Genomic DNA, 25,705 nt, shown 5'->3' on the forward strand with positions numbered 1-25,705 from the left:
TGGGCGACGGGCAAGAATGACCCAGCGTCGCGTTGCATCCCCTGCCCTGCTTGTGCGATATCCCGCGCGTGTAACAGTGATATAGGGCCGCCCGAAATGATCCTCTACCCCGCCATCGACCTCAAAGACGGCAACGCCGTCCGCCTTCTGCGCGGAGAAATGGACAAGGCGACCGTTTTCAACGAAGACCCCGCCGCACAGGCCCGCGCCTTTGTCGAGGCGGGATGCGAGTGGCTGCATCTGGTCGATCTGAACGGCGCATTCGCGGGTGAGCCAGTCAACGCAGCCCCCGTCGAGGCGATTTTGAAAGCGTGCAATGTGCCCGCTCAGCTGGGCGGTGGCATCCGCGACATGGCCACCATCGAGACCTGGATAGACAAGGGTCTGGCCCGGGTCATTCTGGGCACGGTTGCTGTCGAAAACCCCGATCTGGTGCGGGAAGCCGCCAAAGCCTTTCCCGGTAAGGTCGCTGTGGGTATCGACGCGCGCAACGGGATGGTTGCCACCAAAGGTTGGGCCGAAGAAACCGACGTACAAGTCACCGACCTTGCCCGCAGCTTTGAGGATGCCGGTGTCGCCGCAATCATCTATACCGATATCAACCGCGACGGCGCCATGCAGGGTCCGAACATCGAGGCCACCGCCGCGCTGGCACAGGCTGTATCAATCCCGGTCATCGCCTCGGGCGGTGTCAGCTCTTTAGAAGACCTGATTGCCCTGCGCGACTGTGGTGTCGAACTGGACGGCGCGATCTCGGGTCGGGCGCTGTATGATGGCGCGATTGACCTGGCCGAGGCCATTCGCGCCCTGTCTTGATAGGTTACTGCGCGGCAGCGGCGGTCAGTTTGGCCAAAGCGCCGCGCATCTTTTCGATGACGGGTGACTTTTCGACTTCATCCAGCTCATCCATTGTCTCTTTGGGGTCTTCATAAGCCAGCCAGACCTGACCGTTGGCATCTTCATAGGCCTGAACCTTGAGCGGCAGGAACAGCCCGGAACGTGGATCAATCTGCATGGCTGGTGTGCCCAGCGCAGGATTGCCGAAAATCAGCACCTGATTGGCGGGAATGGGTGTGCCGACCTTTTCCGCCCCGGCCGCATGGTCGATACGTGCAAACACGGTGGCCCCGGCGTTGCCGACCGCTGCTTCCAACGCGTCCAGCGCCTCAGCCACGGATTTATTTGTTTGAACTTTGATAATGTCGTCAGCCATGGCGGATAGTGCGCCCCCGAATGTTAGAATTGAAGCCAGAAGAAGATGTTTCATCTCGATAATCCTTTTCATGAATTTCACCTCTAATTTCCATGGCTTCACGATGGATCGCAATCACAAGTCTGGCATCGGCGGGGCTTTGCCGCTAAAGGTCCGGCAACGAAGGACGCCCAGATGCTAAAAACCCGGATCATTCCTTGTCTTGATGTTGCTGATGGCCGCGTGGTCAAAGGTGTAAATTTCGTCGGTCTGCGCGATGCAGGCGACCCGGTGGAATCGGCCAAAGCCTATGACGCTGCCGGTGCAGATGAGATCTGTTTTCTGGATATTCACGCGACCCATGAGAACCGAGGGACCATGTTCGATGTGGTGCGACGCACGGCCGAGCAGTGCTTTGTGCCGCTGACAGTGGGCGGTGGCGTACGCACCAAGGATGATGTCCGTGCCTTGCTTTTGGCAGGGGCGGACAAGGTCAGCTTCAACTCGGCCGCCGTTGCCAACCCGGATGTGATCGCGCAAGCAGCGGACCAGTTCGGAGGCCAGTGCATTGTCTGCGCCATCGACGCCAAGACGGTCAGCCCCGGCAAGTGGGAAATCTTTACCCATGGCGGACGCAAGCCCACCGGCATTGATGCTGTGGAATTTGCAAAAACTGTCGTTGCCAAAGGGGCCGGAGAAATCCTGCTGACCTCGATGGATCGTGACGGCACAAAGGCTGGGTTCAACCTGCCCCTGACCCGCGCAATTTCCGGTGCAGTGGACGTGCCGGTGATCGCCAGCGGCGGTGTCGGCAATCTGGACCATCTGGTGGAAGGCGTCACGAAAGGCCGGGCGAGTGCGGTACTCGCTGCTTCAATTTTCCACTTCGGCGAATACACCATCCGCGAAGCCAAGGAACACATGTCCGCCGCTGGTATCCCGATGAGGCTGACATGAACATTCTGCACGACCTGGCCAATACAATTGAGGCTCGGAAGGGTTCTGACCCGGACGCGAGCTGGACGGCCAAGCTTCTAGCCAAAGGCCCAGAAAAATGCGCCGAGAAATTCGGCGAGGAAGCCATTGAGGCGATCATCGAGGCTGTTAAAGGTGACAAAGCCAAGCTGACCTCTGAGGCGGCGGATGTTCTGTATCACCTTCTGGTCATGTTGGCCGCACGGGACGTGGCGCTGGATGATGTCTTGGCCGAACTGGCCCGTCGTCAGGGCGTCAGCGGCATCGCGGAAAAGGCATCCCGCTCCGACGGGTAACGCCTGGGTTCCGCGCCGCTGTTTTGACCGCTATACTCGGGCGTCAGATTGGCAGGCCGAGGGCGCGATATGATCCGAGTTTTGATGCTTGTGGCAACGCTTGCCATTGCTGCGGCCTGCTCTGCGCCACCTGCCTCGACCGGGGACGAGGTTCAACGACTGTCAGCCGAAATTCAGGCGCTGGGTCCTGATATCGACCCAGAAGAAGCCCGACGGGCTGCGCAAGTCGCTTATGCCTACACCGCGCAGCTTGTCGATGAATACCAGATCACGGATCCGCCATTGATCCACAACGCAAAAGTCAACAAGGGCCTGCGCCCGCGCGGGCTGTGCTGGCACTGGGCCGAAGACATTGAGCGTCGCCTAAAGCAGGAAAACTTCCAAACGCTGGAGATGCACCGCGCCATCGCCAATGCAGACAACCCGCTGAGGATCGACCACAGCACTGCAATCATCAGCCGTAAGGGGGAATCGTTGTATGACGGCGTTGTACTGGATCCGTGGCGCTACGGCGGGATTTTGTTCTGGTCTCCGTTGGTTGAGGACACCCGGTACGAATGGGTGCCGCGCGACGTGGTTTTGGAGAAGCGGCGTCAGGAACAAGTGGCCCGGCTGAAACCGTATCAGCCGACAACGCCTTAAAGCTTGGATGAGATGATTCCGGTCGAAAACCCACCCATGCGCAGCTCGCCAAACAGGCGTTGATACTCGATCTTGGGACAGCGGTTCATCACGACGTCCACACCTCGCGCTTCAGCCTTTGCGGCTGCTTCGGGATGTTCAACCCCGATTTGCATCCAGATTGTACTGAGTGAAGGGAAGGCCGCTAACGCTTCGTCAACGATGGGCGGCACAGCTTCGGACCACCGGAAAATGTCGACCATGTCCACCGGCTCGGATAACTCCGACAAGCTGCCACGCACCGTCTGGCCAAACAGTTCCTTACCCGCATGTCCCGGATTGACCGGGATCACATCGAATCCTTTCAGCGACAGATAACGCGCCACGTAATAGCTGGGTCGCACCGGGTTCATGGATACCCCAACAACGGCGACCGTCTTGGTCCGTTGCAGAATGGCTTTCAGATATGGGTCAGAATACTGAGGCATGCCTCATCCTTAACAGGGTTCCAAAAAGAAAAAAGCGCCCAAGAAACCTTGGGCGCCAGTTGTTGGAACGAGGGACAGTGAAATGACCCGCGGCAGTTCCGTTCCGCGGTCACTGTGACATTTAGGCATAAGTTTGGGGAAAAAAAGAGGGGGCGCGCATTTTTGTGATGACTTTTCACAATCAGCTGATTCCCGCCTAATCCTGATACAGGACAATCGGCCAGTTTTTTTCTGCCATTTCAATGTATTCGGCCCTGTCCTGCCGCCACATCGCCTCGATCTGTGGGGAATGCGTCAAATACAGGCGACCATCGACCAACTGCCACGCATTGGGATCGGTGCTTTTCAGGACCCCCTTGGCCATCGCATAAGAACAATACCCGCCAAACTGCGGGGCAAAGGCGCGTGGGTTGCTTTCAAAGCGCTCACGGTTTTCCGCAGATGAGAAATGCCACTTGGCCCCTTTCCACATCACCGCATTTTCAGCTGCGCCCATGACAGGCGTCGAACCTTCAAAATAGGTCACGGGATCGTACCCGGCCAATGCCACGCCTTCGGTGACAAAATAGACCGGTTTGTCCTGCGCGAATGCCGCAGAAGTCAGGAAAACGGCACTCAGCACGCCAAGGATGGTACGTCGGATCAACATCGTCATTTCAGAATCTGCAATCTTGAAGGTATCAAGATGCAAGTTTTTTCCGGCAACGGAAGCCCTGTTGACATGGATGTGATCAGGGTTCAGCGCCGCTGCCCTTAGTCAAAGATGTCCTCGATCACATCCCAGGCTTCGTCAAACACCCGCGAGAGCATAGTTTTCTTCTTCTTTTTGCGTTTCGCCTTAGTTGGTGACACATGAGAACCGGCCGATCGTGCTTTTGCGGTTTTCCCGGTCTTTCGCTTGGGCAGCATCTTCAAATCATGCAACGGCGCCCCGCAGTTTGAACAGCTGAGCTCGTGTCGCTCTTTGCCCTTCAGGACCAGGGCCGCGCGAGTCCCGCAATAACAGCAGGTGGCGATTTTGGATGGACCGGAAATGGCGCTCTCCTTTGCTCAGGGGCGAGATGCATATAAGGCGATTGCCGCCGCGTTTGAGACATTCAGTGACCCAAACCCACCTGCTGCGTCAATTTTCACCAACTGATCCACGGTTTCCTTGGTCTTCTGCCGCAAACCCGGGCCTTCCGCACCAAGCACAAGCGCCACGGGGCGAGCACGTCCCTCGCCCAGCGCGCCTTCGATTGTCACCTCGGCTTCGCCGTCCAGTCCAAGAACCAGAAAGCCCATGCCCTGAAGTTCAATGATCGCGTCCGCAAGGTTGCGCACCCGCAGATATGGTTGGCGCTCTAGCGCGCCGCTGGCAGTTTTGGCCAGCGCTCCCGTTTCGGGTGCAGAATGATGGCGCGTACCAATCACGGCGCTGGTCCCAAGAACTTCGGCCGAGCGCAGAATCGCCCCGACGTTATGCGGATCGGTCACACGGTCCAACAGAATGACTCTCGGGTTTTCCCGTCCAATACAGTTTTCGGCCAAACCACCCCAATCCAACGGCTTGACCTCAAGCGCAGCACCCTGGTGAACCGATCCCGCATCGATGGGAGCGGTAAATTTGCGCGGATCAACCATGTCGACCTCGATCCCTGCAAATTCAATCGCTTCGGCCAGTTTGTCACGCGCGTTGCGTGTCACGATCAGGTGCAGTTTCTGACGATTTGGGTTCATCAGAGCGTCGCGCACCGCGTGCAGGCCAAACAGCCAGACGGTTTCGGCCGCAGCAGCTTTGCGCGCCTGTTCCTTTTCGACGACCCATTTGGGTTTCTTCATTTTAAGGGCCTCCGGGCCGAGATTTCGGTTTCCTGCGTCAAAGCGAAATTTTCCTGTTGACGCTCCTTTGGTGCGCTAGTAATCACGCCTCCACGTCAGGTGCAACGCCTGACAGTGGGCGACAGGCCGCAAGGTGTGGCAGGGGACTGTAACTCCCTCGCGGAGACGCACGCCTGGTTCGATTCCAGGGTCGCCCACCATCTTCCAAAGTATCTGAAATCATGTTGAAAATCCTTTTTTTCAGAGATTTCCATTCAGAGCTCGTCGCAAACCCGGGCACTTTCAAGCGGGTTCAGTGCTATCGCACCAGTTGGTTCTGACCGTCAACAATCCACTACAAGGGCAAACGTTCTGGAACGACCTTTATCACCCGTTTGGCCCCAACACGGTTTGGCGTAAAGATTGGGGCCCTGGTTATCGGATAGACAACCTGAACGTCACCCTGGCACCTGTTCCCTTGCCCGCCAGCGGCCAGTTGTTGTTGGGTGCCGTGATGGCACTTGGCGGATATTGCAGACTTAGGGCATCGTAGTTGCAACCAATACCCAAAAAGGCCGCGCTGATTGATTATCAGCACGATCTTGTTTGCGTTTGCCACTGTGTGTCTTGCGATTTGACGCGCCTATTCCGCCGCCGTACGCAGCTCTGAGACCCTTTCGAACCAGGCCTCAATCGCATCCAGATCGGCAGGCAAGACCTCGGCAGCACCGTCTGCGAAGGCCTGGAACTTCTCCTCGTTCAATCCGTTCACACCGACCAGAACCGGGATGTCCATCGTCAGTGCTTCACCGATCACAGGGCGGAATCCGCGCCCATCGGATTCATGCTTTCCGAATTTGTTGATGATCAACAGTTGGGGCGCATCTTCAAGCGAGGCTGTCACATATCCCACGGCCTGTTCCAGCGCCGCCGGATCCAGACGGCAGCCGCGCGACTGGGTTCCCAGCGATTGCGAGATGCGGATGGTTTCACCCTCTGGCAGCACGCGTACATCCATATCGCATTTGCTGCTGTCGGCGCATTCGGTGTTGGTCTGAACAACGCCCGCCAATTTAACGCCCGAGGCCAGTAGACGTTCTGCGACAGCGCTCAGCAGGCGGTCGGTGGCGCCGCGATCGGTGGTGGTGACGTAGGCCAGATTCATCTTGGACCTCTTGTTTTTCATTGCGACATTTCAAATAGCACGCCAAGGCGCATCCGACCACTCCCCTAGCTACGGAAGCGTAGACAGGCCGATCACAGGTGCGTGCAGGTGAAGAAGTACTGCGTATACGGCAATCGCCGTCAGCCAGGCCCCGGGACGCGGCCAGGGACGCGGCGCGCGGAGTGAAAACCGTGCAGTGTTTCGAGACAAGCGGACCCACTCAAAACCCATTTCGCGGGATTTGCGCCGGTCGATCAGGCCCATGCCCATTGCCGCGAACCCGGCAAAAAGACCGAACAGGATCACATGAGAAAGGCTGCCATTGGCCAGCAAATGCGCCACCGCCCACAGCATAAGCGCGGCAAGAATGGGATGGCGGGTTGTGCGTAGAATACCGGGCTGTTCTGGATCAAACCGTCGGTTGCCCAGCCCACCAAACGAGAACGGGTTTTGGATGGCCAGCCCCACAACTGCCAGCCAGCAGACAACCGGCATGATCAGGATCGGAACCCAGCGCAGAACCGCAAACGGTGGAATGACCTCCACATACGGTGCGTTTGCGGCAGCAATGATCAGCCAGGCCAGCACAGCCAGCGACAGGATGGAATACCCTGCAAAATACCCGCGATGCCCCAGCGTTCCGATCAGCCACCCGCGCACTGCGGGCCGCACGGGAATCACGTGGCTGAGGAGGAATGTGATAAGCGCTGCAAGGAATAGGCCCCAACCGGTCATGGTGATCTCCGAATGTATTAGGATCGGTCTAGTTCAGGACGGCGGCGGCTTCCTTGTCCGAAATCAAGTTTGGAACAGGGGCAGATGAAATGCCCCTGCCCTGTTTTATAACCCAAGTGCAGCGCGGCGTTCTTCGGCAAAACCTTGCACGATGCGATCAGCAATCAGTGCCAGAATCGCCATCGCCGCGCCCGCCGAGATACCAAGCCCCACATCCGCCTGACCCAACGCCAGATAGATCGACTGACCCAGACCTGTGGTCCCGATCAGGGCGGCAATCACCAACATTGCGAAGGCATAAAGGATGGTCTGGTTCAGCCCCAGCAGTATGGTCGGCGCTGCATAGGGTGCTCGCACGTCCCGCATGATCTGCCACTCGGTCGCACCGCTGGAGATCGCGGCCTCCATCATTTCCTCTGGCGTGTTGACCAGCCCGTGCCGGGTGTAGCGGATCATTGGGACGATCGCGTAGGCGCATATTGCTAGGAAGGCCGAGAATTCGCCGATTTGAAACACCATCAGGACCGGGATCAGGAACACGAACAGCGGGATCGTCTGCAGCATATCGCAGATCGGGCGGACCACTTTCCACACTGGTTCCCATACCGCGCTGGCAAGACCGATCAGGCCGCCAAGCACGGCGCAGGAAAACACTGCCGCGCCGCTGAGGTAGAGTGACAGAAGCGCTCTTTCCCAAAGGCCCGAAACAAGGATGGTGCACAGCAGACCCACACAGAGCGCGGCCAGACGCCAACCGCCCGCGACCCAGCTCAGCGCGGCAACACTGGTCAGGACAAAAGGCCACGGCAGGTTGGCGACGCCAGTTTCCAGCATTCCAATCAGGATCAGAACGATCAAGCCACCCGTCAACCGTCCGCGCCAAGCCATCAGCAGGGCAATCGCGGCACCAGCGGCGAACAAGCCAGCGCTCATGGTCGACGTCCACTGAAAGCCCCAAGTGAAGGGCAGCACCGCCTGATCCAGACCGATCCGTAACGGCAGCAGCACATAGAACAACGAGTTGTTCTTGAACGCATCCAGCCAAGGGCCGTTGGCTTGTGTGAACGCGGTCAAGCCGCTGTCGACAGCCTCGGCCATCGGGTCCAACAGGGTCAGTTCGGACGGATTCGGCAACCAATTGCGGAATGCCAAAGTAAACAACACGGCAAAGCCCAGCATCGCCCAGACAACACGGCTGTCATAACGTTTGCGTTCGGTTGCAAGGGTGCCACTCATTCGGTCGATCACCACGGCAAAGACCACGATGACCAGACCGGCCATCAGCGATTCACCGAACTGAGCTTTGCGCATGGTCAGCAAAACCTCCCAGCCGATATCGTTGAAGCCACCGATAACGGCGGCGATGATCACCATCGACAAGGCGGCCATAAGGCATTGGTTTACACCGACCATGATCTGCGTTGTGGCGGCGGGGATTTCGACCTGAAACAGTTGCTGGAACCGTGTGCCGCCAGACATGATAGCGGCCTCTTTGATCTCGGGCTCCACGCGCTCCAACCCCAGCATCACGTTGCGCGCCATAGGTGGCGCTGCGTAGATGGCCGAGGCGATCAGGCCGACAACGGGTCCAAAGCCAAAAAGCAGCAACAGAGGCGTTAGATAAGCGAAGGTTGGCACTGTCTGCATGACATCCAGAACAGCCTGTACCAAGGATTTTACCTTGGGCACCTCATTAGCGAGAATGCCGATACCGCCGCCCATGATCAACGCCACAGGGACGGAAACGGCAACAAGAGCCAAGGTGTTCATGCTCTCGGCCCAATAGCCCGACGCCAGTACAAAGCTGAGACCCAAAAAACCCAGTGCTGCCATCGGCAAGCCGCCAAGGTACCAGCCTAGTGCGGTCACGATTCCAATCAGGATGGGCCATGGCGTATTGCCCAGCACGTAATTGGCCCAGTCCATCGGATAGGTCATCAGGTCTGAAAACAACCGCATCGCCGGTTTGATCAGGTTCAGAAACCAGTCCAGAAACGCGCCAACCCATTGGGTTGCAGGCAATTCCCACGCAGTTGGCCATTTCACCAGCCATGGGGCGATACCTTCAAGCACAAGGCAAACGGCGCCGACGATGACCGTGATAAGGGCGGCCTTTGCCCCCGCCGTCAACTGCGCGCTGTTTTGCGTCGGCAGGTCGGTTACAGCCGTCATGATTCGTCCACCTGCAACGCGGCAGCAAGATCAGATGGATGCACCGTACCGACGACATTGCCGTCGGCATCCCGCACCGGCACGGGCTCATACAACTCCATGCAATGCGCAAGGGCCGCGTCCAACGTCATCGAAGTGGTCAGGCCAGGATCGTCCGGACCACAGTCCGCCTCGCTCCGCATAACCGAGGCGACCTTGGCGTGCTGACCCTTGGCCACGTCTTTCGAAAATTCGCGAACGTAGTCATCTACGGGGCGCAATACGATATCTGTCGGCGTTCCGATCTGGACGATCTTGCCATCGCGCATGATGGCGATGCGGTCGGCCAGTTTCAGTGCTTCTTGGATATCGTGGGTAATAAACACGATTGATTTCTTCAGCGTCGCCTGAATGCGCAGAAACTCGTCCTGCAGCTGTCGGCGGATCAGTGGATCAAGGGCCGAGAACGGTTCATCCAGAAACCAGATATCGGGGTTCACGGCGAGGCTGCGTGCGATGCCCACACGCTGACGCTGACCACCAGAAAGCTGACGAGGAAAGCTGTCTTCGCGCCCGTCAAGACCGACCAGTGAGATTACTTCCTGCGCGCGGTCCAGCCGTTCCCTTTTGCTCACGCCTTGAACACGCAACGGATAGGCCACGTTTTCGGCCACGGTCATATGCGGGAACAGACCGAAATGCTGGAACACCATACCCAGCTTTTTGCGGCGCAGGTCCGTCATCACCTTCTTCGAAGCACCAATGACGTTTTGATCATCCACACGAATCTCGCCGCCCGTGCCGGGCAGCAGTTGCGAGATACAGCGGATCAACGTGGATTTACCCGAGCCTGACAGGCCCATAATGACGAACAGCTCGCCCTCTTTGACCTCGAAATTGGCGTCTTGCACCGCCGGGATGAACCCGTTTTCCCGCAGGTCGGTGGCGGCTTTGTCAGCGTCATTCCCTGACCGAGACAGCGCGTCGGTCAGGGCTTTGTCAGCGCCGGGGCCAAACACCTGCCAGAGATTCCGGCAGGCGATGGCTGGCATAGTCGCGTCAGTCACTTACGCGCGCTCACTGCGTTGCTGCGTCAACAACCGGACGCCACTTGCCTTCGTTTTCGGCCATCCATGCGGCAACGACCTCTTCGACCTGTCCGCCATCAACATCGATCGCGCCCATCATCGGCTGCTGGTCTTCGACCGCCAATTGGTAGTTCGACAGGATCTCATAGGCAGCGGGCCACTTGTCTTCCATGCCGCTCCAGCTGGCTTTGAAGATGCGCGACGGCGAGAAGTCGCAATCGTTGATCGCATTGGGGTTCGGACCCCATGCCGGATCGTTGAAGCACGCCTCTTCACCCGCTGGCAGGTCGACGAACTGGACGTCATAGGCCGACATCGCCCAGTGCGGCTGCCAGAAGGTGATCAGCAGCGGCGACTTACGCTCAGTCGAGGCGCGCAGTTCAGCGATCAGAGCACCTTCGGAACCCGCAGGCACAGCTTTGAACGGCAGTTCCAGACCGGTCATACGATCTGCGCCAGGCGTCCCCCAGTCGGCCGGATAGTCAACCAGACGGCCACCGGGCAGAGTTTCGGCGGTTGCGAAGACCTGCGCGCAGTCTTTCAGCGCCTCCCAGGCGGGAAGGCCCGGGCACAGATCAGCGACGTGCGCCGGGTATGCGATGCCTTCCTTGGCAGCCAGGCCCAGATCGCCGATTTCGACAACCGTGCCTTCGTCGATCTTCTTGGCATATTCGTCTGATACGTTGGACGACCAGATTTCCAGCGTCGCGTCGATGTCGCCATCGGCCAGCGCCTGGAACTGGTTCATCATGCCCGCAGTCACAAACTCGACGTTATAGCCTGCGGCCTTGAGCATCTCACCCGCCACATGCGTGGTCACGTGCTGACCAGTCCATTCATTGATCGCCAGCTTGATCGGTTCGTCCACGGCACCCATATCCGCCGCTTGCGCCGCACCAGCAACGGTTAGGGCCATAAGGCTTACACTTAGTTTTTTCATGGATTTTCTCCCTGTCTTATTTGTTTTGCCCACCCCGGCGGACTTGTTTCCGCCGGCATACTTGTCTGACGACAATACCATGTCGCAACATGCACAAATTTAGCCGGAAAAGGAAAGTAATCAGTTTGTAACAGACGACGTTAATCGTACGGCAAACCGTGGATATTTCCTTTCAAGTACCCCTAACGCACCCGGCATGGCCAATCATTAACCCTTGTACAAAACGCGGATCGTTGACTGACGAGTCAATCACAAACTATTTTGCCCCCGTTTGTCGAGGATTTCTTTAACACTTCTGCCCTTTTTTCACTCGGGTCAGAAATGTCAGCACAACAGCTAAGAAGCACTATTTCAAGTTTGCCATTGCCAAACCGGAACAAAAGACAAACATTCGAGGAGTGATTTTGAGGTTTGGCTTATGCGTACATTTGACGAAATCTTCGACATTTCAGCAGCACGACATGGCGGGCCGGATGCGTTGGAGGCGATGCTGCACAAACCCAAGAGCCCTGAGGAACTGGCCGCAATGCCGGAAGATCGCTGGCTGGCCATTATCACGAAATGCGTTTTTCAGGCCGGGTTTAACTGGAAGGTCATCGAAAACAAATGGGACGGCTTCGAGGTCGCGTTTGATAGTTTTGATGTAGGTCGATGTGCCTTTATGGATGACGATAAATTCGATGCGTTGCTGCAGGATACGCGAATCGTGCGCAATGGAACCAAGATCGCGGCAGTGCGGGACAACGCTGCGTTTCTGATGGAGCTGCGTGAAGAAGGTGGTGCGGGCAAAGTACTGGGGGGGTGGCCCTCGACGGATTACATCAACTTGCTTGCACTGCTGGCCAAGCGTGGGTCACGTCTGGGTGGCGCTTCAGCCCAATACGCGATGCGATTTTCCGGACGGGACAGTTTCATTCTGTCCCAAGACGTTACAGCGCGACTGATCGCAGAAGGTGTGGTCGACAAACCCGCCACGTCCAAGAAAGCTATGCTGGCCGTTCAACATGCCTTTAATACTTGGATGGACCAATCCGGGCGATCCCTGAGTGAAATCAGCCGGGTTCTGGCCATGAGCCTGTGAAAACGGTTTGCGGAACAGGCGCAGCGGACTAGGATTCAACTCATGGTTCTGCGTGTATTTCTTGTTACACTCTTGTTTCTGTCTTCCTGCGGTCGCCCACTGACCGAACCGGAACGCGTGTTTGCAGAGAGCATTCAAGGCGACACACTGAACTTGAATAATGTGCGATTGGTCGAAGGTGCCCCGGTGGCAACGGTCACGTATTTCCGCGAGGAACGCCCGCGTCTGGCCTGCCGCGAGCTTATTCTGCCGCCAGTCGAGGCCGGGCATGTGACAGGCAAGCCCGCGGCCGTAGCCCTTTTCAACAAGGTCTATTTCGCGCGCGACTGGTATTTAGAAGACTATATGACCGACTTCCCCGATCAGATGAACCTGATTGCCGCTATGTTGTTGGCTCATGAACTGACACATGTCTGGCAATGGCAGAATCGCGCAACCACCGGCTATCACCCTCTGCGGGCGGCAGCAGAGCATGGCGGACGGAGAGATCCGTATCTGTTCAATCTGGACACCTCGCCTGACTTTTTATCCTACGGCTTCGAACAGCAGGGCGCGATTGTCGAGGAATACGTGTGCTGTCGCGCGCTGGACCCTCAGGCCAAGCGCACCAAGAGGCTGCACACCATGCTGGGCGAAAATTTCGACTTGTCACCCTTGCCGGAAAACGGACGTGAACGGGCGGTTCTTTTGCCTTGGAGCGAGGCGGAAGTAGACGGAATTTGCAGTCAGTCCTGAAGCGTTTCCAGATAGGCCACCAGATCCACAATAGGCTGGCTGGTCAGGATAGGCTGACCCCGAGGTGTTTTCATGGACGTGTCCTGCCCGTCAAAAAACGGTCCATAAACCGGCATAGGGCTGCCGTGGCTGACCAATGGATCTCTGCCATCGATCCGGGCGACCACACGAGCGGTCGGGAACAGGCCATCCTCATCGGTCAAATTGGTCAAATCGGTTGGCTGTACAACCAAAACGCTGGCCATAGGCCCCTGCCCGGTTGCATCAATCCCATGACAGGTTGCGCAATAATGCATGTAAAGCTCCTCTCCGGTCTTGGCATCCTGCGCCGAAACCGCCTGTGAGGTGGCGACCGAAAACCCAAACACCAGCATCCTAAGAGTTGCCCTGAACATCATATCCTCCTGCCACGATAGACATTTGCAGGGTTGCCCGGTCGACGTCTTGGCGCAATGATCCAGATCAACGCAGGCGGAGGGTACGGGCAATGACACAATACGCAGCCATTATGCTGGCGGCAGGGATCGGCGTCCCTATTCTTGCGGCTTTGAACGCGGCCCTGGGCAAGCTGATCGGATCGCCAACCACGGCCGCCGTGATTCTGTTCGCGATCGCCTTCGCGGCGTCGGTCCTGGTGATGCTGCTATTTCCGGGTTTCGAAGCGCTTTCCAAGGTGGCCGCAGCGCCGAAACATCTGTTACTGGCCGGTGTCCTGATCGCATTCTACGTTCTGTCAATCACCCACGTCGCCCCTCATTTCGGGGTTGGCAACGCCGTGTTCTTTGTATTGCTGGGGCAATTGATCAGCACGGCGGCTATTGACCATTTCGGCCTGTTTGGCGCTCAGATCACGCCACTGACTTGGATACGGGCCGGTGGTATTGCCGTGATGGCCATTGGTGTCGCGATCACTCAACTGGCCTGAGCACCCCGCCCTCAAGCCTGACCATCCGGTCCATACGCGCCGCAAGATTCAGGTTGTGGGTCGCGATCAAGGCCGACAGCCCTTCGTCGCGTACCAGAGCCATCAGCGCATCAAACACCTGATCCGAGGTTTCGGGATCCAGATTGCCGGTCGGCTCATCCGCCAATAATACACGCGGTTCGTTGGCCAGAGCCCTGCAAAAGGCGACACGCTGCTGTTCGCCGCCGGACAATGCTGCGGGCCGGTGGCTGGCGCGCGGGGCAACGCCGACCCGATCCAACAAATCCATGGCCCGTACCTGCGCGGCCTTTTCTGAAATGCCGTTCGCCAGTTGCGGCAGGGTGATGTTTTCCAGTGCCGTAAACTCAGGCAACAGGTGGTGGAACTGATAAACGAACCCGACATCCTGACGGCGCAGCGCGGTTCTGGTGCGATCGCCCTTGCCGGTCACGCTCTGCCCGCCAATCTCGACCGAGCCTTCATCGGGCTTGTCCAACAAACCGGCAATGTGCAGAAGCGTTGATTTGCCCGCGCCTGACGGGGCAACCATCGCCACGGCCTCCCCCGTGCGCAGGTCCAGATCGACACCGCGCAGAACCTGTACTTCGCCTGGCGTACCTTTGAGGTAAGTCTTTGTCAGACCATTCAGACGCAATGTGACATCATTCATAGCGCAGCGCCTCGACCGGGTTCAGCCGCGCCGCGCGGCGAGCTGGAAAATAAGTGACGATGAAGGACAGGCCAAGCGACAGGCCGATGGCTTTGAGTACATCGCTCAGATGCAATTCGGCCGGCAAAGCATAGATGCCCCGGATCGACGGGTCCCATACGCCGCCGCCCATCACGTAATTCACGAACGAGAAAATCGGATCGATATAGATGGCAAAGAGGCATCCCAGAATAACACCCATCGCCGTTCCGATCAGGCCGGTGAAAGCCCCGCATATGAAAAAGATACGCAGAACTGACCCCTCGCTCAGCCCGATGGTGCGCAGGATGCCGATATCGCGCCCCTTGTTTTTAACCAGCATGATCAGGCCGGAAACGATATTCATGGCGGCAATGAGAACCAGGATCGAGAGGATGATAAACATCACGTTGTCCTCAACCTCCAAGGCCCGCAGAAAGCCACCGGATGCGTCCTGCCATGTCCAGATCTGGCTGCGTTCACCCGAGGCCTCAATGATCGAAATCAGGATTGGACCCAGACTTTCGGGTTGCTGCACCATCACTTCGATCTCATCCGCCACACCTTCGCGGTTGAAAAAACTCTGGGCCTGCGAAAACGGCATATAGACGCGGGTTCGGTCGATGTCATAGCGACCCGCCGAGAACACATAGACGACACGATACGCGTTTACACGCGGCGAGGTACCAAAGGCGGTTTTGACCCCATTGGGCGACGTCAACTTGACGACATCGCCCACGGTGGCCCCGATACTGCGTGCAACGCCAGATCCGATGGCGATGACATCTTCACCGGTTTGAAACTCTGTCAGGTCGCCTGCGGCCTGCTCCGCATGCGCAACACCCGGCAAATCAAAAAGATCATAGGGGTGGATGCCGAACACCTCAACTCCGCTGCTGCGGTCGCGATTTGTGATCAAAACCTGCCCTTTGACCAAAGGCGCAGCTCGCTCAACTCCGGCGACCTGCGCGATCCGGGCCGCACGATCTTCATAATCAGCTATCGTTCGGTCGACCCGACCCTGATCATCAATTTCCCCCGACGAATAGACCGTCACATGTGCGTTGGCACCCAGAATGGTGCCCACAAATTCCGAGCGGAAGCCGGACCGGACCGCCAGTGTCGCAATCAGTGCAAACACTGCCAGGGTGATCCCGATCAAGGAAATCCACGTCATCACACTGACACCACCTTCGGCCCGGCGGGCCCGCAGGTAACGCCAGGCGATTTTCCATTCAAATTGGGCAAAGGGCGGGGGTGTTTTGGCCATGCCTGCTCCGGGGTGTTCTTGTTTGCGGGGACAGTTTCGGCATTTCACCCAATGGTCAAGCCGGTTGTCACTTTGACCCGGTTCCTCAGCCCGAATGAGCCGAATCAATACGGCGGACAACTGTAGCGTTACGGCCAAACAGATGACTTGGATATCAAGCGCTACACCATGAGTTGTGAACCGCATCACAGACAAAGCCGGATTGTTTCATCTATGAAGTTAATCATCGCGCTTCGTGATGTCCTGAATCCAAAAGGCAACAATAAGTGCGAAATATTATTACTCTTTTTGATTATTTTCAGAAACTTTGTCACCCTGACTGTGGGGGAACACATTTAAAGAGCGGGGGTCGCTCAATGAATTTTCAAATCTCAACCAATGGAGCGGGGGTTATTCCGTCCCGCCAAGCATCAACAGAACTGGATTGCGAAACAGCGGCACTGCTGCGCGCGGCCATTCGACCGATCTTTGCCAGCGCAGCAAGCTGGAGCAACCTGACAGATATCCTGAAAGAAAAAGGATACCGGCTGGTGTTCCGTCAGGGCCGTTTGTGCATCACGGATCGGACAACCGACGCACGTGTTTGCGGGCTGCGGTTTCTGGGTCTTGAGTTTCGTGAACTGGTCAGCCGTCTGGGCCGACCGATCGTGGTCGCACGCGGCGACGACGCCAATGGCGATATTTTGGCCGAGCGCCCGACGCCAGACCGAAACTAAAGGCTAAGCCAAGCGCCTTGCTCCGGCCGCAGACGGCGGCCAGTTCAAGATTCTGTCCGTCAAACTCGTTCAGATCAGTTTCAGGTGCCGGTCAGCGCGGCACCCGACAATCGTGATCAGGCGATCTGCTCATAGATTTCAGCAACTTTGGTGACAGCCGCTTCCGGGCTCAGCTCATCGCTTTCACCAGTGCGGCGGCAAGTCAGTTCAACAACACCGTTCTTCAAACCACGCGGGCCCACGGTGATGCGCCAGGGCAGACCGATCAGGTCCATGGTTGCAAACTTGCCCCCTGCACGTTCGTTGCGATCATCATATAGCGGCTCCAGACCCAAGGCGGTCAACGCCGCATAGATCTTGTCACAGGCCGCATCGGCTTCCTCATCACCCTGCTTCAGGTTCACGATACCGCAATGGAACGGTGTCACGCCCTCTGGCCAGATGATGCCTTTGTCGTCATGGCTGGCCTCGATGATCGCGCCAATCAGGCGGCTGACACCGATACCGTGGCTGCCCATGTGAACCGGAACCGGTTTGCCGTCGGGGCCCTGTACAGTCGCGCCCAATGGTTCGGAGTACTTGGTGCCGAAATAGAAAATCTGCCCAACTTCGATACCACGTGCCACGCGACGGCGCTCATCCGGGATCTGGTTGAACAGCACTTCGTCATGAGTTTCGTCAGTCCGCGCGTATTTCGAAGTAAACTCTTCCAGAATAGCCTGACACTGTCCGTGGCTGTCATAGTCGATCTCACGGTCACCGAAGGTAAGATCAGTGACGGCACTGTCATAGAAGACCTCGGATTCACCAGTATCAGCCAGCACCAGGAACTCATGGGTATCATCGCCGCCGATGGGGCCTGAATCGGCGCGCATCGGAATCGCCTGCAAACCCATGCGTTCGTAGGTGCGCAAGTAGCTGACCAGATGGCGGTTATACGCGTGCAACGCATCTTCCTTGGTCAGGTCGAAATTGTAGCCATCCTTCATATAGAACTCGCGTCCCCGCATCACGCCGAAGCGGGGGCGGATTTCATCGCGAAACTTCCACTGGATCTGATACAGCGTCAGCGGCAGATCTTTGTAGCTGTTCACGTGACCACGGAAGATATCAGTCACCAGTTCTTCTGCCGTCGGCGTAAACAACATGTCCCGGTCATGCCGGTCCTTCATGCGCAGCATTTCCTGACCATAATCATCATAACGACCGGATTCGCGCCACAGATCCGCCGATTGGATTATGGGCATCTGGATTGCGATGTGTCCCGCGCGCGCCTGCTCCTCATGCACAATGTTTTCCAACTTGCGCAGCACTTTGAAGCCCAGCGGCAGCCATGAATAAATCCCGGCGGCGGCTTGTTTGATCATGCCCGCGCGCAGCATCAGCCGGTGGCTGACGATCTGGGCCTCGGAGGGGTTTTCCTTGAGAACGGGCAGAAAGTAACGGCTGAGGCGCATGGGTGGACCTTCAAAGGTAAGAATTCGACTGCACAGGTGATTATTCCAAAGCCCCGCCGGGGGCAATCGGACATTGGTGATTTTACGACTTCACGTCAGTCGGTTTTTTGATTGACCCGCCAATCGAGAGTTTCAATTGTAACAGAATTGCTAAATCCAAGAGGCGCCAATGCAAACGATTCAGGAACCAGCCCGCCAAGTCCCTGTGATCCATCAGACCGATGTTTTGGTTGTGGGTTCCGGCCCCGCCGGGCTGGCCGCTGCACTGGCCGCTGCACGAGCCGGGGCCGAGGTGTCTCTGGTTGACCGGTTCGGCTGCATGGGCGGCAACATCACAGCGGTCGGCGTCGAAGGATTCGCCTGGTACCGGCACGAGAAAACCGTTGAAGCAGGCGGTATCGGGATGGAGTTCGAAACCCGGGCCAAAGACATGGGGGCTGCTGTCCCGGAGAGTCAATCCCTGAGTTATGAGCTGGACAGCGAAGGGTTCAAACTGGTCGCCGACAAACTGGTCGAAGAGGCGGGCGTGCATCCCATGCTGCACCGTCAATTCGTTGCCCCCATCATGGAGGGCGATCGGATCACCGGCATCATCACCGAATCCAAGGCGGGGCGCGAGGCAATCCTTGCCAAGGTTGTGATCGACGCCACCGGTGATGCGGATGTGGCCCATCGCGCGGGGGCGCCGACCTACAAAACCCCACGTGAAGACATGATGGCCGCCTCGGTCATGTTCCATCTGGCAGGTGTCGACAAACGCGCCTTTATGGAAGGCGTGAAAGCAGACCCGCAGACCTACAAGGATTGGGGCGGTGGCGGTGAGTGGAACATCGAAACCAGCGGAAAAGAGGACAACATGTTCTCGCCCTTCGTAAAAAAGCCGTTCCAGCAAGCGATAGACGAAGGTCTGATCCCCCCGCATCTGAACACGATCGCGGGCACTTGGGGCGCGATGCATGACACGGGTGAGCTGACCTATATGAACCTCATCCACCTGGCCGAGATCGACGGGACCGATCCTGACAGCCTGACGCGCGGTGAAATCGAGGGGCGGCGCCAGTCGATGTTGGCCATCGATGCCCTACGAAGGTTCATGCCCGGATGCGAGAACGCGCGGTTGCGGAATTTCGGGATGACCATCGGTATTCGTGACACCCGCAAGATCGATGCCGTGTACACCATGACCGAAAACGACGCCCGCCATCAGGGCCGGTTCGAGGATACGATCGGCATCTACCCCGAATTCATCGACGGCTATGGCATTCTGATCCTGCCCACCACGGGGCGATACATGCAGGTTCCCTATCGCTCGATGCTGCCGAAGGGGATCAAGGGCCTGCTGGTCGCAGGTCGGTCCCATGGCGCGGACCGCGTGGCCCATGCCGCCACGCGCAACATGGCCTGCTGCGCCGTCATGGGTCAGGGCGCAGGCGTTGCGGCAGCCCTGTCTTTGAAAAGCAATCAGGACCTGGACCAGTTGAATCTGACACCTGTTCACACGGAACTACGGCGTCAGGGGGTCAGGATTCACTGATGGACAGCATTCCGACCATCGACATCTCGCCATTGGCTGAGCCGAATACTGCGGCGTACGATGCGACTGTACAGCGCATCATTGAGGCTTGTACCGGGATCGGGTTCATGTCCATCACCGGGACAGGCGTGCCTCGGCAAACCGTTGATATGGTCCGGCAGGCGACCCGAGAGATTTTTGCCATCGAAGAGACCCGCAAATGGGAACAGGCCATCACCCGTGAGAACTATCGCGGTTATATTCCCATGGGGTTCTTCACGCCCAATGATGGGTCAGGCAAGGCCGACAAGTATGAAGGCTACAAACTGCATCACGAGGTCGCGGAAGACGCGCCGGTACGCGCAGATTGTACTTTGTACGGACCGAACCTGTGGCCAGATGAGGTGCCCGGCGCCAAAGAGATCATTCTGGGCTATTGGGCCCAACTGGATCGCGTAGCCGATCTTTTGCTGGGCGCCTTAGAGGCTGGCCTGAACCTGAAACCTGACACGCTGCACAGTGCCTTTCGGGACCCGATGACCAACATGACCCTGCTGCACTACCCTCCGCAGGAGGAGGATGAGGCAGGCTATGGCATCCACCCGCACAAGGACACGGACGCGCTGACCATCATCGCCCCCGATCCGGTTGGCGGGCTTGAGGTGCAAACCCGCACCGGCGGATGGATCACACCGGACTGCCCGCCCGGCGGCTTTGTGGTCAATATCGGCGACATGCTGGAGCTTTGGTCCGGTGGACGATTGAAGTCCACACCACATCGTGTGGTCAACCGGTCAGGCAAGGAACGATACTCCTTCCCTTACTTCGCCGTCCCCCGCCATGACGTCATTGTTGAACCGATGTTGCCTGCCCTGCCCGGTTTTGACCGCCCTGCCGTCCATTGCGGCCATTGGTCAGCGGAAATCTGGCGTACCAACTGGCCAGATGAAGCCGCAGACGTGAACACTCCGGAACTCGGGACACTGCACGTCTGAACGCTGCAAAGCCCGGTCAAATGAAGCGCTTGCATCATGGGCTTTGATACGCCAAGAACACCAGCAACGGCCTGAACAAGGGGATCGCCATGGCTTTGCCGGTTAAGGATCAACTGAGATACTGGAGCGTCGCCGCTGCGGTTTTTGTGCTGATCCTCTGGGCTTTGGGGGATGTCCTGCTGCCCTTCGTCATTGGTGGGGCCATTGCCTATTTCCTTGATCCTGTTGCAGACCGACTTGAGCGGATTGGCCTGTCGCGCATGGCGGCCACGGCCATCATCACGGTGGTGGGCGTGCTGGGATTTGTGCTGGCAATTCTGATGGTAGTACCCGCTCTGATCACTCAGTTGCTGGACCTAATTGATGTCCTACCCGACCTGTTCAAACAATTGCGCGGCTTTATCGAAAAACAGTTTCCCTCCCTATTGGACCGGGAATCAAGCACACACCAAATGCTGGTGTCTTTCGGTGAAACGCTGAAATCCAAGACTGGGGATGTCTTGCAAACGGTGCTGACCTCATTGGGTTCAGCACTCAACATCGTGGTGCTTCTGGTGATCGTACCAGTTGTGGCTGTCTACCTGCTGCTGGATTGGGATCGCATGATCGCCCGCATCGGAGAGTTGCTGCCGCGCGACCATGCCCCCGCCATCAAGCGACTGGCGGGCGAGATCAACGTGGTGCTAGCCTCTTTTGTGCGTGGGATGGGAACCGTCTGTTTGATCCTCGGCACCTACTACGCGGTTGCCCTCATGCTGGCCGGTCTGCAATTCGGGCTGATCGTGGGTTTCATCGCCGGACTGGTCACGTTCATTCCCTATCTGGGTGCTTTGATCGGTGGCTCGCTGGCCATTGGGCTGGCGCTGTTTCAATTTTGGGGCGATTGGGCACATATCGGCTTGATCGCGGGCATCTTTGCTATTGGCCAAGTCACCGAAGGCAATTTCCTGACGCCCAAGCTGGTAGGCAACTCTGTTGGGCTGCACCCGGTCTGGCTGCTGCTGGCGTTATCGGTCTTTGGTGCGCTTTTCGGCTTTGTCGGTATGCTGATCGCCGTTCCGGTCGCCGCCGCGTTGGGTGTGCTGGCCCGGTTTGGTACATCACTGTATCTGGACAGCAGACTTTACACCGGTCTTGAAAGCCAGGATCAGGAAACCGACTAAATGGCCCAACAACTCAGCTTTGACCTGCCCGCCAAAACTGCGCTTGGGCGTGAGGATTTCTTTGTCTCGCCTTCTAATGCTCTGGCCGTTGCAATGATCTCGGCCACGTCCTGGCCCGGCAACAAGCTGGTGCTGAGTGGCCCGGCGGGCGCGGGCAAAACTCATCTGGCGCATGTATGGGCCGCCGAAACCGGCGGTCGGATCATTCAGGCGGCAGACCTGCATTATGACGACGTGCCTGATCTGGCGCGCAAGCCGATCGCTGTTGAAGACGTGCCCATGGTTGCGGGGGACTTGGAACAGCAGAAAACACTGTTTCACCTGCACAATCTGGTTCTGGCCGAAGGGCATGCCCTGCTTATGACCGGCAGGCTTGCGCCGAAGTTCTGGGAACTGCCGCTGGCGGATCTGCAAAGCCGCGTGGAAGGGGCCCATCACGTCGCGTTGGATCCACCTGATGACGCGTTGCTGGGCGCGGTGCTGGCCAAACTGTTTGTGGACCGGCAGCTGAATCCCGGCCCCGAGGTCATCGCCTATCTCGTCAAGCACATGGATCGACGGTTTGAAACCGCCGCAAACGTTGTCGCGCAACTTGACCATTTGGCGTTGGCAGAAAAGCGTGACATCACACGCGCCTTGGCGGTCCGGGTCTTGAACACACACCCGGATGAGATCGAGACGGATGATTGACCCGCAAGCCCCAATTTCGCATCCTCTGACTGCAGTATCTGGAAGACACATGGATCAGACCGTCGAAACCGACATCCCGGACTGGGGACCTTTCGGAAAACCTCTGTTCGACGACCCTGGCACACGGGCCCTGTCGCGGGTCGGGGTGGTCGATGTGGGGTCGAACTCGGTTCGGATGGTGATCTTCGACGGGGCGGCTCGGTCGCCCGCTTATTTCTACAACGAAAAGGTGATGTGCGAACTGGGCGCGGGCCTGTCCGAGACAGGTCGGCTGAACCCGCGCGGGCGCGACCGCGCGCTGGCGGCGCTGCAGCGGTTCCAGCATTTGGCAATGGACCTGGATTTGCCCGGGCTGCACGTGGTGGCCACGGCTGCGGTGCGCGAGGCCGAAGACGGCCCGGATTTCTGCGCGCAGGTCAAGGCAGAAACCGGATTGCATGTGGCTGTGATCGACGGGGCCGAAGAGGCGCGTCTGTCAGCGCAAGGCGTGTTGTTGGGCTGGCCCGGCGCTTATGGCCTGATCTGCGACATTGGCGGCTCATCCATGGAGTTGGCGGAAATCGGCGATGGTCAGGTCGGTCGTCGCGTGACATCAGCCCTCGGGCCACTGAAGCTGCGCGACATCAAGGGCGGGCGGCGCGCGCGCAAAGCGCACATCAAGTCAACTATGGAAGACCTGCGCGATCAGATGGGTCCGCAGCGCGATCGCCTGTTTCTGGTCGGAGGCAGCTGGCGTGCCTTTGCCCGGCTGGACATGCTGCGACGGGGTTATCCGCTGAACGTGCTGCACGAATACCGCATGACCACCAAACAGGTGCGCGAGACGATCAAGTTCATAGAAAAGAGCGACTATGAAAAACTGCGCAGCGAGGCCGGGGTCTCAAGCTCGCGTATGTCGCTGATCCCTTATGCGATGGATGTTCTGGCCCGGCTGATCCGTACGTTCAAACCAAAGGATATCGCGATCTCAAGCTACGGCATCCGCGAGGGGTTGCTGTATGAACAGATGCCGCAGGAACTGCGCGACCGCGACCCGTTGATCGAAGCCAGCCGTTTTTCCGAAGCCAAAGACGCGCGTATACCCGGTTTTGGCCGCAGTTTGTATGACTTTGTAATGCCGCTGTTCAATTCAGCCCCCCCAAGTCGAGTGCGCTTGATCCAGGCGGCGTGCCTGTTGCATGACGTCAGTTGGCGCGCCCATCCCGACTATCGGGCCGAGGTCTGCTTTGACAATGTCACCCGCGCCAACCTTGGGGGTCTGAAACACTCGGAACGTGTCTTTATCGGGCTGGCACTGCAACATCGCTACAAGAACAAGCGCGAGGGCAACAGGTTTGCACCCCTATATGCGTTGCTGGACGAAAAAGACCAGAAACAAGCCGAGATTCTTGGCAAGGCCATGCGTTTTGGCGCGATGCTGTGGATGCATAACGACGCCAGTATGGGACGTCTGAAATTCTATCCCAAAAAGCGCGAACTTGAGCTGTATCTGCCCCAGGCTGCGGCCCCTTTGTTCAGCGAAGTGGCCGAAGCCCGCCTGAATTCGCTGGCAAGCGCGCTGAAATCCGAGGCGCAGGTGATCATCAAGAGCTGAGGCGGGCTCAGATGTCGGTTGTGCCCTCGGGGATCTCTTCGTCGTCCTTGTCTTCAGGTTGAGGCAGCTCTTCAACCGGCTTTTTGCGGATGATGATGTCGCCATTGGGCAGGACTTCAGGCGCTTCATAGGCGCTCCAATCCTTGACCTGAGCCGCCAGCTCCGCCAACGCAGGGCCCATTTCCTGCAAAAAGGACTGCATGGCGGGACCAAACTCATCCGCCAGCCCCAGCAAGTCATCCAGCGCCGGTTCCATTTCCTTGCGCAGCCCTTCGAAAAACAGCTCGGCCCCCTGCTCCATCAGGGATTTGTCCGTGTCTTCTTGCGCCGAAGATGGCATCGCAATAGACGCCGATAAGATGCTGATCAGAACAATCTGTTTCATAGCCTTGATATAACCTCTCGAGCACAGGCTGCAAAGGTCACAGGTCAATATCCAAAGTGACCGGAAAATGATCCGAAGCTGTCAACAGCGCCTGCCGCAATTCGGGTTCAGACCAGCAGGCGACATCCCGAAACGGGTGCCATATGCGCCAGGTGGGATCATAGGTACGCAGATCGTCGGATATCATGATGTAATCCAATAGCGCCTCAAGATACCGGCCTTCGTCTGGGCGCGCAAATCGCGCGGTAGCAGGTAGAGATCCCGGCCGGAATTCATGAGCCCTGACCGCGTGCGGATCAAACAGCCCCGCTTGCAGCAAGATCTCAACCGACGAGCGGCCAAAGAGGTGTTCGAACTCATCCAGCCCCGGACCGTCATTCAGATCCCCCAGCAAAATGACAGACTCGTCCTGCGCCAAATGCCCCTCGACCCTTCGGGCCAACCAGACCGCCTGCGCAAGCTGCTTGCGGCGATTGGCAATCGAAATGCGGATCGCCTCGTCCCTGGACCCTGCCCCATGCGGCGCTTTGGACTTTAGATGCGCCCCAATAAGCCTGATGTCCTTGCCAGCTTGTGTTGTCAGCGCCAATTCCAATGGCGGTTTAGAAAACCGAACGATGTCCTCGGTCGCATCAACATCCAGGTCGATTCTGAATTCGCCATCGAACCGGGGGGCAGACCTGTCTGCGATGTCCCCTTGCGGATCGTGACGCGTGCTCAGAACAGATCTGTCATATAGCAACGCGAGTTCCTGATGCGTGTCATTGGCAAAGCCCATCACTGCGTCAGTGGTGCGCAGATCAAATGCCTCGGCAAAGGCCTGCAACGCACGAACCGTGTTCTGGCGTTTGCCGGTGTTCGGGGCCTCGACAATCAGCACCGCATCGGCATCCATCGCGGTCAAAACCTTGGCAATAGCCTCGACTTGCTGAGCTTTGGTGACGTCGTGCCGGCCCGACCAACTGCCATCGACAATGAGGGCGTCATTTTTGTCGAAGAGATTGGCAAACCATTCGATATTGTAGGTCGCCAGCCGCATCTC

At 57.8% G+C, this 25,705-nt stretch carries 29 protein-coding genes and 1 tRNA gene; 14 read left to right on the top strand and 16 right to left on the bottom strand.

Annotated features, from left to right (window positions below):
• The first annotated feature begins 96 nt into the window (after positions 1-96).
• The gene (gene hisA, locus AC2FJZ_RS03295) at positions 97-816 is read left to right on the top strand and encodes a 1-(5-phosphoribosyl)-5-[(5-phosphoribosylamino)methylideneamino]imidazole-4-carboxamide isomerase (protein WP_496776043.1); all 720 of its coding nucleotides are present in this window, start codon (positions 97-99) and stop codon (positions 814-816) included.
• 4 nt (positions 817-820) lie between these two features.
• On the opposite strand, the gene AC2FJZ_RS03300 is transcribed toward hisA, so the two are convergent.
• Positions 821-1,213 (bottom strand): DUF302 domain-containing protein, encoded by a 393-nt coding sequence (locus AC2FJZ_RS03300; RefSeq protein ID WP_496776128.1) that lies wholly within the window; start codon positions 1,211-1,213, stop codon positions 821-823.
• A gap of 174 nt (positions 1,214-1,387) precedes the next feature.
• Between AC2FJZ_RS03300 and hisF the strand changes: the two genes are divergently transcribed.
• The 3 genes from hisF to AC2FJZ_RS03315 all read left to right on the top strand — a co-directional run bounded on the left by hisF (position 1,388) and on the right by AC2FJZ_RS03315 (position 3,105).
• Positions 1,388-2,149: an imidazole glycerol phosphate synthase subunit HisF gene (gene hisF, locus AC2FJZ_RS03305; protein WP_496776044.1), complete on the top strand. Its 762-nt coding sequence runs from the start codon at positions 1,388-1,390 to the stop codon at positions 2,147-2,149.
• Positions 2,146-2,463: a phosphoribosyl-ATP diphosphatase gene (locus AC2FJZ_RS03310; RefSeq protein WP_496776045.1), complete on the top strand. Its 318-nt coding sequence runs from the start codon at positions 2,146-2,148 to the stop codon at positions 2,461-2,463. Before hisF ends, AC2FJZ_RS03310 begins: the two co-directional genes overlap by 4 nt.
• A gap of 69 nt (positions 2,464-2,532) precedes the next feature.
• Positions 2,533-3,105, top strand: coding sequence for a hypothetical protein (locus AC2FJZ_RS03315; protein WP_496776046.1), 573 nt, complete (start codon positions 2,533-2,535; stop codon positions 3,103-3,105).
• Here the strand turns inward: AC2FJZ_RS03315 and AC2FJZ_RS03320 are convergent.
• From AC2FJZ_RS03320 to rlmB, 4 genes are all read right to left on the bottom strand, one after another.
• Positions 3,102-3,572 (bottom strand): CoA-binding protein, encoded by a 471-nt coding sequence (locus AC2FJZ_RS03320; RefSeq protein ID WP_496776047.1) that lies wholly within the window; start codon positions 3,570-3,572, stop codon positions 3,102-3,104. The genes AC2FJZ_RS03315 and AC2FJZ_RS03320 overlap by 4 nt on opposite strands.
• A gap of 196 nt (positions 3,573-3,768) precedes the next feature.
• On the bottom strand, positions 3,769-4,227 hold the full coding sequence (locus AC2FJZ_RS03325; protein WP_050603023.1) for a YHS domain-containing (seleno)protein: 459 nt from the start codon (positions 4,225-4,227) through the stop codon (positions 3,769-3,771).
• Positions 4,228-4,325: 98 nt separating this feature from the next.
• The gene (locus AC2FJZ_RS03330) at positions 4,326-4,607 is read right to left on the bottom strand and encodes a hypothetical protein (RefSeq protein ID WP_496776129.1); all 282 of its coding nucleotides are present in this window, start codon (positions 4,605-4,607) and stop codon (positions 4,326-4,328) included.
• A gap of 15 nt (positions 4,608-4,622) precedes the next feature.
• The gene (gene rlmB, locus AC2FJZ_RS03335) at positions 4,623-5,393 is read right to left on the bottom strand and encodes a 23S rRNA (guanosine(2251)-2'-O)-methyltransferase RlmB (RefSeq protein ID WP_496776048.1); all 771 of its coding nucleotides are present in this window, start codon (positions 5,391-5,393) and stop codon (positions 4,623-4,625) included.
• 116 nt (positions 5,394-5,509) lie between these two features.
• Here rlmB and AC2FJZ_RS03340 point away from each other — a divergent pair.
• Positions 5,510-5,593, top strand: a tRNA-Tyr gene (locus AC2FJZ_RS03340).
• Between the two features lie 422 nt (positions 5,594-6,015).
• On the opposite strand, the gene AC2FJZ_RS03345 is transcribed toward AC2FJZ_RS03340, so the two are convergent.
• The 5 genes from AC2FJZ_RS03345 to AC2FJZ_RS03365 all read right to left on the bottom strand — a co-directional run bounded on the left by AC2FJZ_RS03345 (position 6,016) and on the right by AC2FJZ_RS03365 (position 11,451).
• Entirely contained in the window at positions 6,016-6,537 is a 522-nt protein-coding gene (locus AC2FJZ_RS03345) for a DUF2478 domain-containing protein (RefSeq protein ID WP_496776049.1), read from the bottom strand.
• A gap of 69 nt (positions 6,538-6,606) precedes the next feature.
• Entirely contained in the window at positions 6,607-7,272 is a 666-nt protein-coding gene (locus tag AC2FJZ_RS03350; RefSeq protein WP_496776050.1) for an NnrU family protein, read from the bottom strand.
• A 105-nt stretch (positions 7,273-7,377) separates the two neighbouring features.
• Positions 7,378-9,444, bottom strand: a complete 2,067-nt coding sequence (locus AC2FJZ_RS03355) for an ABC transporter permease (RefSeq protein WP_496776051.1) — start codon at positions 9,442-9,444, stop codon at positions 7,378-7,380.
• Positions 9,441-10,490 (bottom strand): quaternary amine ABC transporter ATP-binding protein, encoded by a 1,050-nt coding sequence (locus AC2FJZ_RS03360; protein ID WP_050602877.1) that lies wholly within the window; start codon positions 10,488-10,490, stop codon positions 9,441-9,443. The genes AC2FJZ_RS03355 and AC2FJZ_RS03360 overlap by 4 nt, the downstream gene beginning before the upstream one ends.
• Positions 10,491-10,500: 10 nt before the next feature.
• Positions 10,501-11,451: an ABC transporter substrate-binding protein gene (locus tag AC2FJZ_RS03365; RefSeq protein ID WP_050602878.1), complete on the bottom strand. Its 951-nt coding sequence runs from the start codon at positions 11,449-11,451 to the stop codon at positions 10,501-10,503.
• A 418-nt stretch (positions 11,452-11,869) separates the two neighbouring features.
• On the opposite strand from AC2FJZ_RS03365, the gene AC2FJZ_RS03370 reads away from it, so the two are divergent.
• Positions 11,870-12,532 carry a DNA-3-methyladenine glycosylase I gene (locus AC2FJZ_RS03370; RefSeq protein WP_496776052.1) on the top strand — a complete coding sequence of 221 codons (663 nt, stop codon included), beginning with the start codon at positions 11,870-11,872 and terminating at the stop codon, positions 12,530-12,532.
• Between the two features lie 42 nt (positions 12,533-12,574).
• Complete coding sequence (locus tag AC2FJZ_RS03375; protein ID WP_496776053.1) at positions 12,575-13,267, top strand: hypothetical protein; 693 nt, start codon at positions 12,575-12,577, stop codon at positions 13,265-13,267.
• On the opposite strand, the gene AC2FJZ_RS03380 is transcribed toward AC2FJZ_RS03375, so the two are convergent.
• Positions 13,258-13,662 (bottom strand): c-type cytochrome, encoded by a 405-nt coding sequence (locus AC2FJZ_RS03380; RefSeq protein WP_496667769.1) that lies wholly within the window; start codon positions 13,660-13,662, stop codon positions 13,258-13,260. The two genes, AC2FJZ_RS03375 and AC2FJZ_RS03380, sit on opposite strands and share 10 nt — an antisense overlap.
• Positions 13,663-13,754: 92 nt before the next feature.
• On the opposite strand from AC2FJZ_RS03380, the gene AC2FJZ_RS03385 reads away from it, so the two are divergent.
• On the top strand, positions 13,755-14,192 hold the full coding sequence (locus tag AC2FJZ_RS03385; RefSeq protein ID WP_496667768.1) for a DMT family transporter: 438 nt from the start codon (positions 13,755-13,757) through the stop codon (positions 14,190-14,192).
• Here the strand turns inward: AC2FJZ_RS03385 and AC2FJZ_RS03390 are convergent.
• Complete coding sequence (locus tag AC2FJZ_RS03390; RefSeq protein WP_496776054.1) at positions 14,176-14,862, bottom strand: ABC transporter ATP-binding protein; 687 nt, start codon at positions 14,860-14,862, stop codon at positions 14,176-14,178. The genes AC2FJZ_RS03385 and AC2FJZ_RS03390 overlap by 17 nt on opposite strands.
• The gene (locus AC2FJZ_RS03395; RefSeq protein WP_496776055.1) at positions 14,855-16,150 is read right to left on the bottom strand and encodes a lipoprotein-releasing ABC transporter permease subunit; all 1,296 of its coding nucleotides are present in this window, start codon (positions 16,148-16,150) and stop codon (positions 14,855-14,857) included. The genes AC2FJZ_RS03390 and AC2FJZ_RS03395 overlap by 8 nt, the downstream gene beginning before the upstream one ends.
• Before the next feature lie 356 nt (positions 16,151-16,506).
• Here AC2FJZ_RS03395 and AC2FJZ_RS03400 point away from each other — a divergent pair, with 356 nt between their 5' ends.
• On the top strand, positions 16,507-16,866 hold the full coding sequence (locus tag AC2FJZ_RS03400) for a hypothetical protein (protein WP_496667765.1): 360 nt from the start codon (positions 16,507-16,509) through the stop codon (positions 16,864-16,866).
• Between the two features lie 116 nt (positions 16,867-16,982).
• Here the strand turns inward: AC2FJZ_RS03400 and proS are convergent, their stop codons facing one another.
• Positions 16,983-18,323, bottom strand: coding sequence for a proline--tRNA ligase (proS, locus tag AC2FJZ_RS03405; protein ID WP_496776056.1), 1,341 nt, complete (start codon positions 18,321-18,323; stop codon positions 16,983-16,985).
• 169 nt (positions 18,324-18,492) lie between these two features.
• Between proS and AC2FJZ_RS03410 the strand changes: the two genes are divergently transcribed.
• The 5 genes from AC2FJZ_RS03410 to AC2FJZ_RS03430 all read left to right on the top strand — a co-directional run bounded on the left by AC2FJZ_RS03410 (position 18,493) and on the right by AC2FJZ_RS03430 (position 24,278).
• Positions 18,493-19,857 carry an FAD-dependent oxidoreductase gene (locus tag AC2FJZ_RS03410; protein ID WP_496776057.1) on the top strand — a complete coding sequence of 455 codons (1,365 nt, stop codon included), beginning with the start codon at positions 18,493-18,495 and terminating at the stop codon, positions 19,855-19,857.
• Positions 19,857-20,831 carry an isopenicillin N synthase family dioxygenase gene (locus AC2FJZ_RS03415; RefSeq protein WP_496776058.1) on the top strand — a complete coding sequence of 325 codons (975 nt, stop codon included), beginning with the start codon at positions 19,857-19,859 and terminating at the stop codon, positions 20,829-20,831. Before AC2FJZ_RS03410 ends, AC2FJZ_RS03415 begins: the two co-directional genes overlap by 1 nt.
• A gap of 89 nt (positions 20,832-20,920) precedes the next feature.
• Positions 20,921-21,994 carry an AI-2E family transporter gene (locus AC2FJZ_RS03420; protein ID WP_050602888.1) on the top strand — a complete coding sequence of 358 codons (1,074 nt, stop codon included), beginning with the start codon at positions 20,921-20,923 and terminating at the stop codon, positions 21,992-21,994.
• Positions 21,995-22,684 (top strand): P-loop NTPase family protein, encoded by a 690-nt coding sequence (locus AC2FJZ_RS03425; RefSeq protein ID WP_496776059.1) that lies wholly within the window; start codon positions 21,995-21,997, stop codon positions 22,682-22,684.
• Between the two features lie 49 nt (positions 22,685-22,733).
• Positions 22,734-24,278 carry a Ppx/GppA family phosphatase gene (locus AC2FJZ_RS03430; protein WP_496776060.1) on the top strand — a complete coding sequence of 515 codons (1,545 nt, stop codon included), beginning with the start codon at positions 22,734-22,736 and terminating at the stop codon, positions 24,276-24,278.
• Positions 24,279-24,285: 7 nt separating this feature from the next.
• Here the strand turns inward: AC2FJZ_RS03430 and AC2FJZ_RS03435 are convergent, their stop codons facing one another.
• Positions 24,286-24,663, bottom strand: coding sequence for a hypothetical protein (locus AC2FJZ_RS03435; protein WP_496776061.1), 378 nt, complete (start codon positions 24,661-24,663; stop codon positions 24,286-24,288).
• A gap of 37 nt (positions 24,664-24,700) precedes the next feature.
• Positions 24,701-25,702 carry an endonuclease/exonuclease/phosphatase family protein gene (locus AC2FJZ_RS03440; RefSeq protein ID WP_496776062.1) on the bottom strand — a complete coding sequence of 334 codons (1,002 nt, stop codon included), beginning with the start codon at positions 25,700-25,702 and terminating at the stop codon, positions 24,701-24,703.
• Between the last annotated feature and the right edge of the window lie 3 nt (positions 25,703-25,705).

The organism is Ruegeria sp. CDSA079 (genome assembly GCF_059612245.1).